The sequence below is a fragment of the Amycolatopsis sp. MJM2582 genome (genome assembly GCF_000754115.1).
Taxonomy (GTDB): domain Bacteria; phylum Actinomycetota; class Actinomycetes; order Mycobacteriales; family Pseudonocardiaceae; genus Amycolatopsis; species Amycolatopsis japonica.
The window spans coordinates 842,281-855,737 of the sequence record NZ_JPLW01000001.1 but is presented as its reverse complement, the minus strand read 5'-3'; the positions used below and the strand labels follow the sequence as shown (position 1 = coordinate 855,737).

13 protein-coding genes and 1 pseudogene are annotated in these 13,457 nt (G+C 68.8%); 9 read left to right on the top strand and 5 right to left on the bottom strand.

Annotated elements, in window-relative coordinates:
* Positions 1-163 precede the first annotated feature (163 nt).
* The 8 genes and pseudogenes from ED92_RS42960 (at position 164) to ED92_RS04210 (ending at position 6,625) form a co-directional block, all read left to right on the top strand.
* Positions 164-334: a hypothetical protein gene (locus ED92_RS42960; RefSeq protein ID WP_162836881.1), complete on the top strand. Its 171-nt coding sequence runs from the start codon at positions 164-166 to the stop codon at positions 332-334.
* A 264-nt stretch (positions 335-598) separates the two neighbouring features.
* Positions 599-802, top strand: coding sequence for a cold-shock protein (locus ED92_RS04235; protein ID WP_005163378.1), 204 nt, complete (start codon positions 599-601; stop codon positions 800-802).
* Between the two features lie 140 nt (positions 803-942).
* Positions 943-1,653: a hypothetical protein gene (locus ED92_RS04230; protein ID WP_052120252.1), complete on the top strand. Its 711-nt coding sequence runs from the start codon at positions 943-945 to the stop codon at positions 1,651-1,653.
* Between the two features lie 78 nt (positions 1,654-1,731).
* A complete protein-coding gene (locus ED92_RS04225) occupies positions 1,732-2,601 on the top strand; it encodes an ATP-NAD kinase (protein WP_052120249.1) in 870 nt (289 codons plus the stop codon).
* Between the two features lie 76 nt (positions 2,602-2,677).
* Complete coding sequence (locus ED92_RS04220; protein WP_200882666.1) at positions 2,678-3,928, top strand: GAF domain-containing protein; 1,251 nt, start codon at positions 2,678-2,680, stop codon at positions 3,926-3,928.
* Between the two features lie 66 nt (positions 3,929-3,994).
* Positions 3,995-4,168 (top strand): annotated as a pseudogene (locus tag ED92_RS41765) (response regulator transcription factor); the annotation flags it as partial.
* A 106-nt stretch (positions 4,169-4,274) separates the two neighbouring features.
* Positions 4,275-5,660 (top strand): hypothetical protein, encoded by a 1,386-nt coding sequence (locus ED92_RS04215; protein WP_037333170.1) that lies wholly within the window; start codon positions 4,275-4,277, stop codon positions 5,658-5,660.
* A complete protein-coding gene (locus tag ED92_RS04210) occupies positions 5,660-6,625 on the top strand; it encodes a glutamate ABC transporter substrate-binding protein (protein WP_037333168.1) in 966 nt (321 codons plus the stop codon). The genes ED92_RS04215 and ED92_RS04210 overlap by 1 nt, the downstream gene beginning before the upstream one ends.
* A 43-nt stretch (positions 6,626-6,668) precedes the next feature.
* On the opposite strand, the gene ED92_RS04205 is transcribed toward ED92_RS04210, so the two are convergent.
* The 4 genes from ED92_RS04205 to ED92_RS04190 form a co-directional block, all read right to left on the bottom strand.
* Positions 6,669-8,141, bottom strand: a complete 1,473-nt coding sequence (locus ED92_RS04205; RefSeq protein ID WP_037333166.1) for a PPE domain-containing protein — start codon at positions 8,139-8,141, stop codon at positions 6,669-6,671.
* Positions 8,142-8,161: 20 nt separating this feature from the next.
* Positions 8,162-8,710 carry a DUF3558 family protein gene (locus ED92_RS41760; protein ID WP_081975694.1) on the bottom strand — a complete coding sequence of 183 codons (549 nt, stop codon included), beginning with the start codon at positions 8,708-8,710 and terminating at the stop codon, positions 8,162-8,164.
* 11 nt (positions 8,711-8,721) lie between these two features.
* Entirely contained in the window at positions 8,722-9,138 is a 417-nt protein-coding gene (locus ED92_RS04195) for a hypothetical protein (RefSeq protein WP_037333162.1), read from the bottom strand.
* Positions 9,139-9,232: 94 nt separating this feature from the next.
* A complete protein-coding gene (locus tag ED92_RS04190) occupies positions 9,233-9,985 on the bottom strand; it encodes an ESX secretion-associated protein EspG (RefSeq protein WP_235213188.1) in 753 nt (250 codons plus the stop codon).
* A gap of 135 nt (positions 9,986-10,120) precedes the next feature.
* Between ED92_RS04190 and ED92_RS04185 the strand changes: the two genes are divergently transcribed.
* Positions 10,121-12,796 carry a tetratricopeptide repeat protein gene (locus tag ED92_RS04185; protein ID WP_037333158.1) on the top strand — a complete coding sequence of 892 codons (2,676 nt, stop codon included), beginning with the start codon at positions 10,121-10,123 and terminating at the stop codon, positions 12,794-12,796.
* A gap of 67 nt (positions 12,797-12,863) precedes the next feature.
* Here the strand turns inward: ED92_RS04185 and ED92_RS04180 are convergent, their stop codons facing one another.
* Positions 12,864-13,448, bottom strand: a complete 585-nt coding sequence (locus tag ED92_RS04180; protein ID WP_016330842.1) for a PaaI family thioesterase — start codon at positions 13,446-13,448, stop codon at positions 12,864-12,866.
* Positions 13,449-13,457: the final 9 nt, after the last annotated feature.

Genomic DNA, 13,457 nt, shown 5'->3' with positions numbered 1-13,457 from the left:
ATGACGACTCGGCCGACTTTCGGTCGCGGACACCGGATTTTGTCGGTCGGCCGTGGCACAATCGCGGCAACACCGAGAGTCCGATATGGACCGGGGCAATGGCCGGTGGGGTTGTTGGCACGCAGTACGTACCTAGAGCGTTGTGTTGACACTGGGAGAAAACATGGCTGACGAAGCGAAGCCACAGGACAAGTCCGTTTCCGGCGTGGTGCCGGTGCTGTTCAGCGCGGACGCGGAGACCCACGACATCGCCGTCGTGGCCACGAACCGGGAGGCGTTGCGCCGCTCGCCGTTCGGCAACGAGGCGCCGCTGCGCGCGGCCAGCGGGGAATAGCCCGGCCGGTCACCCCTCCTGCCGGAGGGGTACAGTCCTGTCGAGGTGCAGTGCGGCTGCGCACACCCGGGTGATGGCGCTTGTCGGCCTGCGTGAGGTGTGCTTTACTGCACCAGGTCTCGATTTTTGTGTTCGTGTTGGTTCACGCTCGCAGAACTCAGCGGGCGTAGTGTCTCCTCGTGTTTCCGGGGAAGCAAACCGTCTGGTCATGACCCGGGCTGCCGACGTGGCTTCCTGTTTGTTTGTGTTGCATATGGAGATTTTATGACTCAGGGCACTGTGAAGTGGTTCAACTCCGAGAAGGGGTTCGGCTTCATCACTCCCGACAACGGCGGCGGCGACGTCTTCGTGCACTACAGCGAGATCAAGGGCAACGGCTTCCGTACCCTCGAGGAGAACGCCCGCGTGGAGTTCGAGATCGGGCAGGGCGCGAAGGGTCCGCAGGCCACCTCGGTCACCGTGATCTGATCCAGGTTTTCCAAGCAGGGCCGTCATCCCCTCGGGGAGGCGGCCCTGCTGCTTTTCGGGACCGAACCTGACGAAAGTCGAGGCCTCCGCCTGACTTTCGGGCGCTGTCCCGTGTCGCCCGTCCCGGCGACGATGCCGTCATGAACGGTGAAACCGGCCGATGGATCGGCGGAGTGGCCCTGATTCTCGCTCCACTCGCCTGGTTCGCGGGCCTGCTGCTGAGGCATCTGGTGCTCAAGGACTTCACGCCGGAGCAAGTCGCGTGGTTCGACGATCAGCCTTTCGCCGCGCTCGGCCAGCTGGCCGCGTATGCCGCGAATCCCGGCCTGGTGACGGCCGCGTACTCGGTCTTCCTGCTCGGCGCGGTCCTCCTGCTGCCGGCCTTCCTGATGCTGGCGAAGATCGTCGCGGAGAAGGCGCCGGCGTTGGCGGGCTGGGGATTCCTGCTCCTCGCGTTCGGTCTGGTCGCACGGGTCTACTTCGCGGGCGTCGACCTGACGGCCTTCGAGCTCGTCGACAAGCTCGGTCTGGACCAGGCGACGAAGCTCGTGATGGACGACTACGTCGACCTGTCCTACGGGTTGTGGCGGATCCCGGTCACCGCGTCGTTCGGCCAATACGCCGGAGGGCTGCTGCTGGCCATCGGGGCGTTCCGGGCAGGCACCTTCGGCACCGCGCGGGCACTGCTGTTCCTCTGGCCGTGCACCCTCTGGATGGGGGTGCTCAAGGAAAGCGAGTTCCTGAGCGTCGTCACCGCGGTGGCCCTCGGCCTGGCGCTGGTGCCGCTCGGCGTCCGTGTCCTGATGGGCGGGCGGCCCCTTGACCGAAAGCCTCGTGCCCTTTCCTGGTGATGCAACCTCGTGCAACTCTTCCCTTCGTGGCCCGGACGTCGTTTCCTTGTAGGGACTTGGCGCGGCAGCGGAGGACATGTGGGCGAAGCGGTTGCGGGGATCGTGGCGAACCCCGCTTCGGAGCGTGACATCCAGAGCCTGCGTTCGGCACTGAGGGTGGCCGGCGTCGGCCGCGTCATGGTGTGGACCGACGCGGGCAAGATCATCGGCACCGTCCGCCGGATGGTGGACGCGGGTGCGAGCGTGCTCATCTGCCTGGGCAACGAGACCATGATGCGGGCCGCGGCGGCCGCCTGTGGCGACGTCCCGCTGCTGATGCTGCCCGCCGGGGGCGCCGACGAGTCCACCGTCGCCGGGCTCGCCGCGGGGCTGGTGGCCACCCACCAGGTGGACACGGACCTGGTCACGAACCGCGCCACCGTACTCGAAGTCGTCACGAAGGCCCGGCGCGAGATCGCGCTGATCGACGTCAGCGTGTGCTCGGAGAGCCGGTGGGATCCCGCGTCGCTGACCGAGCTGTACTGCACGTTCGCGGTTCCGGACGGGGTCGGGCTGTCGAGTATCCCCGGACGGCTGTGCCCCAGCCCGAAGTCCACTGTGGACGGTGTCGCGGTCTCGCTCGGACCGGTCGACGAGACGCCGTACGTCGTGCAGGCGCCGATCGCGCCCGGCGAGGTGCGGGCGGTGGGCGTACGCGGCTGGAGCGTGCTGGAAGCCGGGGTCCGCGTCGATCTCGCCGCGGGCGGCGGCTCCATCGCGCTGGACGGCCAGCCGCATTTCGTGCTCAAGCCTGGAGAGAGCGCTTTCGTGGAGTTGAAGCCCGACGGGCCGTGGTGCGTCGACGTCCGCGCCGTGATGGCCGAGGCCACCCGGACCGGCCTGCTGCTCGGCCGCAAACCGACGGCGGCCCTTCCCACGCCCCGCCTGGCGGACGCACCCTTCCTCTAGCCCAGGTCACAGAGACCTTCCGCTCCCCGGTGCGCCCGGGCACACTGGCCTGAACAGAGCAGAAGGAGTAGGCCAGGTGCAGCTCGAGGCGGCGCTGCCGGTCGGTGCGGATCCGCGGCGGCACGCGCGTGCCCTCGCCGAAGTGCGCGAGGCCGCGCTCGCCGGGACCACGCTCCCGGGCAGGCCACGTGCGGTGATCGGCGCGTCCTGGCAGCGTATGCGGCGGCTGGGCCTGGACCCGGACCGCGGCTCGCCGACCCCTCCGCTCGCCCCGGAACAGCTGGAAGCCAGGCGTCGGGGCAGCGGTCTCGCGACCATCCTCCCCGCCCTTCGCGGCGGTCTGATCGGCCTCGCCGAGCAGGCCGCGCACATCATGGTCGTCGTCGACGCCGACGGCCGGGTGCTCTGGCGCGACGGCAGCACCGCGGTCCGCCGCCGAGCCGACGGGCTCGGTTTCGTCGAAGGGGCGGACTGGCACGAACCCGCCACGGGCACCAACGCCATCGGGACGGCGCTGGTCGCCAGGCATCCGGTGCAGGTCTACTCGGCCGAGCACTACGTCAGCAACCAGCATGACTGGACCTGCGCAGCCGCGCCACTGCACGATCCGAGGAACGGCAGGCTGCTCGGCGCCGTCGACCTCTCGGGACCGGCCTCCACCGTGCATCCGTCCACCCTCGCCCTGGTCGACGCGGTCGCGAAGCTCGCCGAAGCACATCTGCGCACCACGCATCTCTCGGATCTCGAACGGTTGCGCGGGCTGGCCACGCCCCTGCTCGCCAAGGTGAAGGGGCGGGCGGTCATCACCGACCCGCACGGCTGGATCGCGGCCTCGGCGGGGCTCGTCCCGGTCGGCCGCATCGCGCTGCCGAACGACGCCGCCCCCGGCCGCACCTGGCTGCCGACGTACGGCAACTGCCTGCTGGAGCCGCTGCCCGGCGGCTGGCTCGTCCGGCTCACCGAGGAGGAGGACGCGTCGCCGACCCGGGTCGTGCTCGATCTGAGGTCGTCGCGGGAAAGCATGCTGCGTGTCTCGGGCGCGGCAGGCACCTGGTCGCATCGGCTGAGCCCGCGGCACGCGGAGATGCTGTACGTCCTCGCGCGCCATCGTGCGGGGAGGTCGGCCTCGGAACTGTCGCTCGACCTCTTCGGCGACGCCGGGCGCACCGTCACCGTCCGCGCGGAGATGTCCAGGATGAGGCGGCATTTCGGCGGGTTCCTGCTGGCCAGGCCGTACCGGTTCGACGATGACGTCGAGGTCGTCATCGAGCGGCCCGCCGACGGCGACGTCCTGCCGCATTCCGTCGCGCCCGCCGTCCGGGCTTGAGGTCCATCCCCGCCTCCACCCGCCGGTGGTCCCGCTCCACCGCTGGGCGTGCCTAGCGTCCGTACACGTGAAGCCGAAGTGCTCGGCCTCATCGCGCGCGGGCTGTCCAATCCGGAAATCGCCGCCGAGTTGTTCATCGGCGAGGCGACCGTGAAAAGCCATATCAACCACGCCTTCGCCAAGATCGGTGTGCGCAATCGTGCGGAGGCCGTGCGGTACGGCCTGGAAAAAGGCCTTTGAACCGGCCGGGAGATCACGTGCCGATGACACACGCCGGTGTCACTGGCTGCGCTGATCCCGACTCGGATACCTTCTTTGCGGATAGAGCCAATGGGGAGGATCGGCGATGACGAGCACTGTGACCCGGCCGGGGAGCCCCGCGCCACCCCCCGCGCCGGAAGGCCGCGGCGGGATCGCCGGGCTGCTCGAGCTGCCGGGGAACGGGATCCGCGCGATCGTCCGCTCCGCGGCGACCACGCCGGGCAGGCTGTCGGTGATCGCGATCGGGCTCGTCCTGCTGTCGCTGGTCGCGGGGCTGTTCGGCACGCTGGCGGCGCAGGACAAGAAGGACACGATCAACGGCCTGATCGACCACCGCGAACCGCTGGCCGCCGCCGCGCAACAGGTCTATCGCGCGCTTTCGGACGCCGACGCGACGGCCGCCAGTTCGTTCCTCTCCATCGGCACCGAGCCGCTCCCGATGCGCCAGCGGTACGACCGCGACATCGCGGAGGCCGGCGCGGCGCTGGCGAAGGCGGCGTCGGACTCGTCCGGCGCGGGCAAGGCGGCCGAGCAGATCAACATCCTCGGCCGCGAAATCCCCGTCTACACGGGACTGATCGAGACCGCACGCGTCTACAACCGGCAGGGTTATCCCGTCGGTGCCTCGTATCTGCGCGAGGCGTCGGAACTGATGCGGGCGAAAATCCTTCCCGCCGCACAGGATCTCTACCGGACCGACACCGACCGGCTCGCCGCCGAACAGGACGACGCCACCGGATTCCCTTGGCTGGCAACGGCTTTGCTGCTCGCCCTGCTCGCCGCGCTGATCGTCACCCAGGTGCACCTGACGCGGAAGACCAACCGGTTGCTGAACGTCGGGCTCGTCGTCGCGACCGCTTCGGTGGTCCTCGCCCTGCTGTGGGGCGCGGTCGCGCTGATCGTGCAGAGCACCCTCGTCGGCAGCGGTGAGGAGGACGGCTCGCACCAGGTGGACGTGCTCGTCCGGGCCAGGATCGCGGCGCTGCAGGCGCGAGCCGACGAAACGCTGACCCTCGTCGCCCGCGGCGACGGCGCGGCGTACGAAAAGAACTTCGGTGATCTCGCCGCGCAACTCGGCGGGACGGACGGCCAAGGCGGTCTGCTGGGCGAGGCCCGCGGACTCGCGGCGGGCGGCGCGGCCGCGGAGAAGGTGGACGCGGCCATCCAGGCGGCGTCGGAATGGTTCAAGGCGCACGGCGAGGTGCGGCGGCAGGACAACGACGGCTTCTATCAGGACGCCGTCGCCACGGCCACCCGCGACGACAAGAAGGGCGGCGCGGCCGGGGCGTTCCTGCGGCTCGACGAGAACCTGGTGGCCGCGATCAACGTGGGACGGCAGGAATTCCTCGACGACACCCGCGGCGCCGATCGCGCACTGACCCTGCTCGCGCCGGGGATCGCGGTGCTGGCGGTGCTGGCGGCGGCGGGGTCGGCCTTGGGAATCCGTGAACGGCTGAGGGAGTACCGGTGATGCGGAACGGTCTGCGAACGGCCGTGCTCGGCGCGGTTTTGGTGCTGGCGACGGCTTGTGGCAGCGCGGGGGCGCCGGTCGACCCGGCACCCGTCGGCGACGTCGCGCCGCCGCAGCCCGCGAACGTCGGCGGGGCCGACAACACCGGCGGTGGCGGAACGACCGACACGAGCTGCAACCCCTTGGCCAGCCTGCGGCCGACCAATGGCACGTCGATCACCAGCGGCTCGACGATGGCGAAGATCAAGGAAAAGGGCAAACTCGTCGCGGGCGTCGACCAGACGACGTTCCTGTTCGGCTTCCGCAATCCGACGTCGGGTCAGCTCGAAGGGTTCGACATCGACATGGTCAACGAGATCGCAAAGGCGATCTTCGGCAACGCCGAAGGCCGTGTGCAGTTCCGGGCGATCCCGTCGAAACTGCGGGAAGAAGTGCTCGAGAAGAAGCAGGTCGACATCGTGGTGCGGACCTACAGCATCACCTGCAGCCGGCTGCAGAAGGTCAACTTCTCGACCGCTTATTACCAAGCGGGACAACGGATCCTGGTCGAATCCGGTTCGAAGGTCGGGCAGCTTTCGGACCTCGCCGGGCGGCGGGTGTGCGCGACCAAGACGTCGACCTCGCTGACGAAGATCGCGGCGGATCCGTCGAAGCCGGTGCCGGTGTCGGTGGACAACTGGTCGGACTGCCTGGTGATGCTGCAGCAGAAGCAGGTCGAGGCGGTGTCGACGGACGACGTCATCCTCGCCGGGATGCTCGCGCAGGACCCGACGCTGAAGATCGTGGGGGACCGGTTCACCGAGGAGAACTACGGCATCGGTATCCCGAAGGAGAACGAGGACATGGTGCGGTACGTGAACGCCGTGCTGGAGAACGTCCGCGGCGGCGCGTGGCAGGCGAGCTACGCGAAATGGATCGGGAACAAACTCGAGGGCGGGACGCCGCCGTCGCCGGTGTACAAATGAGAACGGGCCGTTCGGGATTCGCTCCCGAACGGCCCGCTTCGTCTTACGGGGCCTTGTCGCCGATCACCGGCGGCACCGGCTTCATCTCGCCGTCGTAGCCGCCGAACAAGACGTCGGCGTCTTCCTCCTGTAGGTAGTTCGGGGCCTTCTTTTCCTTGTCCTCTTCCTTCTGCCCCTTGCCACCGGGCGCGCCGGCCCCGATCGGTCCGTGCCCGCCGCTCTTGCCCGCCGCGGCCGCGCCACCCCGGGTGACGCGCTCCTCCGGCAGCTTGCCCGACCCGGACCCGCCGCCCTTGCCCGCGAGCTTCTCGGCCTCACCGGCCGAAACCTTGCCGCCCGCGAGCCGCTCGGCGACGTTGCCCGACCCGCCGTTGCGCCCGAACCCGCCGCCACTGGTCAACCGGTTCGCCGCACTGCCACCCGGCCCGCTCGTCGTCCGGCCGGGTTTGCCGCGATACTGCTCGCTGCCCAGCCGCCCGAGCCCCGTGGGACCAGGCCCGTTCATCGCCGCCAACCCCGGCCCCGGCCCCGGCCGGAACGACCCCGGCGGCCCGCTGACCGGCTGACCCGGCCCCGGCCCGCCGGTGTGCCCGCCGCCCGTGGTGATCCCGGGCCCCGGCGTCGGCCCGCTCGGACCACCCGGCACTCCCGGCCCTGGACCATTGGTGGGCCCAGGCCCCGGCCCGCCGCTGAAGCCCCTGGGCTCGGTACCCCCGGAAAACCCGGACGCCGTCGTCGACTCACCCATCTCCGGCGGCGGGGCGAAGGTGGGCTGCTTGGAATTGACGTCGTAGAGCGACTGGTCGTAGTTGTGCATCACCTGCGCGGCCTGCTGATGCGCCTGGAACGACTGCTCCTGCTTGGCCGAGATGTTGCCGACCGTGTCCACCGCGCCGGCGAGATTCCCCGTCGCGAGCTGGTTGAGGGCGTTCTTGTACTCGGCGTTGCGGTCGAAGGGGATCTCTTCGGGCATCGAGTTCTTCGCGGACGTGGCCGCGGCGGCGGACTGGGAGAAGCGGTTGGAGGCCAGGTACGCGCCGTCGCCGGCGGTGTCGGCCCACTTGCTGATGTTGGTGAAGAAATCGGTGACCGACTTGGCGCCGTCACCCTGCCAGTGCTCGCCCTCTTTGCCGATCGCGTCGCGGACGGCGTTGCTGAAGTTGTTCAGGGAGTTGCCCTGGTTGTTCCAGAGCTCGCCCTTGCGGTCAATGTCTCCAGCTTCGAGGTTTTCCGTCACCATCCGGTGGAGATCCCCGTGAGCGAAGGCCTCATAACGCTGTTCGGACGGCGCGAGACCGGTGCGGAACTGCTGTCCCTGGCTCAACGATTCCGCCTGCTCGGCGGAGTACTGGCCGGCCTGCTGCTCGGCAGTCAGTCTCGCGGTCAGGGAATTGCCGCCGGGACCGGCGTTGACCTCGTTATAGGTGTCGGAATAGCGCTTCGCCTCGTAGGTTCGCCCAGTGTTACCCAGCGCCGAAAACTTGCTGTTGAAGTCGTCTTGCCCGACATTGACCATGGTCCCTCCCCGTTCCGTAGTCAGTTGCCTTTAGGCAGTTTCGGTTCAGCCGCCTGTGCGATCTCCCGGGAAAGAGCGCAGGCCTCTTCGTTCGTGCCCTCGTTCAGGCCGGTAGAAGCCGTCAACCGGGAGCTCTGGGTGACCGCGATGGCCACAGTGCAGGATTGAGTGCCGGCATCGCCGGGGATCTCGACAGCGTCCCGGCTGCCGATCTTCGTCGGGTTCTTTGTCCCCTGGCCTGCGGACAGCTGATCCAATCCCGCCTCCGCGACGAGATAGAGCCGCGCGGAGCCGTAGCGCCTCTTACGCGTTGCGCAACCGTTGTCGCTCTCGGCTTGCTCCACTGTTGGAGGGTCGAAGCCCTTGGCGGAGGTCGTTGGTTCGAGGAGATCACAGGCTTTGAGGTCGCCGAACACATTGCCTGCAGAGGAGGATGACGAGGTCGAAGTCTTGGCCGGGCTCGGCGCCGGCGTCGCCACCCCGGAGCGCTCAGGTGAACAACCGACTGTCGCCAGAAGCAGTGCGGCAGCCAAGGGCGGCAACGCGATGAAACGTTTCTTGATGAGCATCAAATGTCTCGTCAGTCCTCGTGAAGTTGCTTGAGCTGAGCTGCGTTTTCGGTGTCTTGTTCCCGGTACTTCTTCTTCGCAGTTTCGATGGCCTCTTTGGCGCGATTGAGAACGTCACGTAAGGCGTCCAGCTGTGTCTTGGCGGACAGCTCGTCGCCGTCGGCGACCAGGACGGCATGATCGCCGACTTGCTGGGCGTAGGGGCTGTTTCCCAGCTTTGGCTTCTCGGTCAGCCGCTGAAATTCCGGCTGGTTGAAGGTCCAGTCATCGATGTAGTCATCGATCGCCTTCTTCAGCGCCTCGCCAGCCTCCTCGCTGACAGCGAACCGCCCTTCCTTGGCAGCAGTCACCATCGCGTCGGCCTGCGCCGAGAAGTCACCCAAGATGTCCGAGAAGTTGCCCGGCGGTCCGCCGGTGCCGTCCGTCATGGTCTCTCCCCTGTACCAAGTCCCGGTTACTCGTAGCGCTCGTCAGATCACGATATCAGCGGAAACGGCCCCGAAGGCCGCCTTCCGGCGAGGATCACGCGCTGCCGACGCGGGCGGCTTCGACCAGGTCATGGACCCATCGCGCCAGGTGAGAGCCACTCGTCGGGGTGAACGTGCGGCGGACTTCGCCGTCGGGGAAGCGGTCGGTGGTGAGCATGAAGCGGCCCTGAAGGCTGTCGAACCACTGGACGCTCTTCTGCTGCGGTTTGCCCCGATCGTCGCGCAGTGTGACGCTGATCGTGCCCAGCCGCGCGAGCGGGTGTTCGAAGAAGCGGGCGGCCGCGCCCAGGCGGAGGTTGTTCGGGTCCTCGTCGAACGGGTCGTCCGGTCGTTTGGCCGGGGGGAGAGTGCTGGACGTCGTCACTCGACCGGGGAACGGCGGAAGGGACGGCAGGTAGCCGAGCAGCGTCGCGACGAGCTGTTCGGGGTAGACCGGCTCGAAGAGGATGTCGAAGCCGCGCTGCTGGCTCACGATGCCCAGGCGACTGTTCCACGCACCCCGATAGAGGTATTCGGCGTCCTGCTCGACCTCGTGCGCCTCCATCGTGAGGACGAAATCCCCAGTGGCCCAGAGTCGGAGGGACTGTTCGTAGTCGCGCAGGAGTTCGCGGCCGCGGGCGAAGCCTCGGTCGGCCAGGCCCGCCCAGATCTCTTCGCAGTGCCGCTCGCGTTCGGTGATGGTGGTTCCGACGGTCGGGATCTCGAAGGGCAGCACGAATCTGCCGAGCCCGAGTTCTTCGAGTACGACGTCGAGCTGGGCCATCGACATCGAAAATGACGCAGGCACCGGTCCCTCCCCCTCATCACCTGCTGAATCGGTTCTCTCCCGCACCGTAGCGGGTTCGACCCGGCGCGGGCACGACCCGGCCGCTCACCTCTAGACTTGGGCCGACGTGGTCGCGGGGGATTTCGGGAGGTACCAGTGTCGGAAGAGCCGCGCCGTCCTCGGCACGCAGCGCCGGACGACGCCACGCCGGAGCGTGAGGCGGAGTCCGCGTCCTGGACGCCGCCGGCGCCGGTCCGCTGGGAAACGCCCGAACCGTCCATTTCCGGCAGGCTCGATCTCGCCGAGCCGTCGCGGCCCAAACCGGAGCCCCAGCCGGAGACGGACGCCGAGCGCACGATCTACCACGCGCCCGTCCAGCGTCCGCAGACTCCGCCGCGCGGCCAGCAGCGGCCGATCCCCGGCGCCGAGGACCCGACGCGTCCGCCGGGTGACATGGCCCCGGTGAGCCCGCAGACCCAGGTCGTCCGCCCCGCGTGGCAGGCACCCGCCGACGCGCCGCAGCCGACCAGCGTGCTCGCCTCGCCGGCACCGGAGACGCAGAGCATCATGCCGCCGACGCCGCGCGTCGACAGCGGACCCGGACCGTTGCCGGACCCGGGCACGGAAAGCGTCCTTCCCGAACGCTCCAGCGAAAGCCGGGGAACCGGCACCGGCACCGGATCGGGCAGTCGCGGCACCGGAACCGGGACCGGAACGGGTTCGTTCCCCGGCACCGCGCGCCGGACGTCGTCCCGCACGTCGCGCCGCGGCCGTCTCGGCGCCGGGCTCGTCGACGTCCCGCAGGTGCCGTACCGCGACCCGGCGTCCGCCGTCCTCGAGAACCCGATGGTGTCCGAGGAGAAACGCTTCTGCGGCAGCTGCAGTGCCAAGGTCGGCCGCGGCAAGGACGGCGAACCCGGCTCGCCCGAGGGCAAATGCGAGAAGTGCGGGAACCCGTTCTCCTTCGTCCCGAAGCTGCGGCCGAACGAGATCGTCGGCGGCCAGTACGAGGTGCTCGGCGCGCTCGCGTACGGCGGCCTCGGCTGGATCTACCTCGCGCAGGACCACAACGTCAGCGACCGCTGGGTGGTCCTCAAGGGCCTGATCGACACCGGTGACGCCACCGCGATGGCCGCCGCCGCCAACGAGCAGCGGTTCCTCGCCGAGGTCGAGCACCCCAACATCGTCAAGATCCACAACTTCGTGCAGCACCCGGACGGCGACACCGGCAACTCGGTCGGCTACATCGTCATGGAGTACGTCGGCGGCCAGTCACTGCGCCAGCTCGCGCTCGCGCACCACCGCGAGACGAAACGCCCCGAGCCGCTGCCGATCGGCCAGGTGATCGCCTACGGCCTCGAGATCCTGCCCGCCATGGGCTACCTGCACAGCCAGAACCTGCTGTACTGCGACCTCAAGCCCGACAACGTCATCCAGACGCACGAACAGCTCAAGCTGATCGACCTCGGCGCGGTCCGCCGCATCGACGACTACGAGAGCCCGCTGTTCTTCACCACCGGCTACAGCGCGCCCGAACTGGCGACGCACGGCGCTTCGGTGGCATCGGACCTGTACACGGTCGGCCGCACGCTCGCCGTGCTCAGCTTCGAATTCTCCGGTTACACCAGCAAGTACAAGACGACCCTGCCCGGCCCGGACGTCGTGCCGCTGTTCGCGCTCTTCGGTTCGTACTACCGCTTCCTCAAGCGCGCGACGCACACCGACCCGGACCGCCGGTTCATCGCGGCCGAGGAGATGGCCGACCAGCTGACCGGCGTGCTCCGCGAGATCATGGCGCTGGGCACCGGGAAACAGCGTCCTGGCGCGTCGACCGTCTTCGGGCCGGAGACCCGCACGTTCGGCGTCGACATGGTCGTTCCGGAACACGGCGGGAGCGTGCCGCTGCCCGATCCGGGCGAGGTGGTCGCGGGGCTGCCGATCCCGCAGGTCGACACGGACGACCCGGCGGCCGGTGTGCTGGCGTCGACGGTCGCGCTCGATCCCGCGGGCGCGATCGAGTCGCTGGCCGGGGCACCGCGCGAGTCGATCGAGGTCCGGCTGCGCATCGTCCGCGCCCGGATCGAGCTCGGTGAGCTGGTCGAGGCGCAGCGGCAGTTGCAGGCCGCGCAGTACCTCGCGATCAAGGCCGGTTTCCCGCACGACTGGCGGATCGACTGGTACCGCGGCCTGATCGAGCTCGCGGGCGGACGGTCTCGCGTCGCGCAAGTCGCGTTCGAAGCGGTGTATGACGACCTGCCCGGCGAGATCGCGCCGAAGCTCGCCTTGGCCGTCAGCGCGGAAGGGGTCGGGGACTACTTCGGCGCCGCGCGTTACTACGAGCTGGTGTGGCGAACGGACCGCTCGTACGTCAGCGCCGCCTTCGGGCTCGCTCGCGTGTACCTCGCGCAAGGCGCCAGGGCCAGCGCGATCGAGGTGCTGGAAGCCGTCCCCGCGTCGTCGTCGCATCACGTCGCCGCGCAGGTGGCCGCGATCAAGATCAAGACCAGGATCAACGGCGGCGGCAAGGATCCGGTGATGGTGTCCGAGCGCGATCTCGTCGACGCCTCGACGCGTTTGGAACGCCTGCAGCTCGACGCCGAACGCCGCACGCGTTTGTCGGCGGAGGTCCTCGAAGCGGCGTACGGCTGGCTCAATTCGCAGAACCAGCCGACGCCGGGAGCGAAGGTCCTGGGCTGTGCCTTGGAGGAACGAGACCTGCGGTTCGGGCTCGAGCGCTGCTATCGGACGTTGGCGCGGTTGGCCGGCTCGGTCGACAAACGGGTCGAACTCGTCGACAAGGCGAACGCGATCCGGCCGCGAACCCTCACCTAGCCCCGCATTTCGTCCTCTGAATGCGGTAGTTCGGTGTACGAACCACCGCATCCAGAGGACGAAATGCTCAGGGGTTGATGTCCCACTCGCGGGCGCGCTGGGCCTTTTCGTGCGCGGCGGCGAGCTTCTGCAGCGCTTCGGGATCTCCGTGGGTGCTGAAGTGCTCGAACTCGACCCGCACGAACAACGCCCGCGCGCGCACCGCGACGGGGCCGTCTTCGGCGTCCAGTCGACCGTCGGCGCTCACGTAGATCTTCCGGCCGGCGATGCCGTCCAGTTTCGTGGCGATGTACAGGGTCGAGCCGACCGGAACCGGCCGGAGGAAGTCCGTCTCCAGTTTCCCGGTGACGGCGGGACGACGCAGCAGGTTGCCGACGGTCGCGCCGAGCGCCTCGTCGAAGGCGCAAGCCAGCAGTCCGCCATGGGCGAGGCCGGGCGCACCCTGGTGGGCGGAGGTGACGGTGAACTTGGAGTACACCGTCGTCCCTTCGCCCACCGTCGAGTGCAGGTGGAGCCCGGCCTCGATCTCGTCGCCGCACCCGAAACACTCACCGAAGTGGATGCCGAGGTGGCTGCCCTGCTTGGGGGCTTCCGGGTGGACGGTCGCCGGTTCGACTTCGACCGGCGGCCACGGCTGCGAGATACGGCTCATGGAAAGACG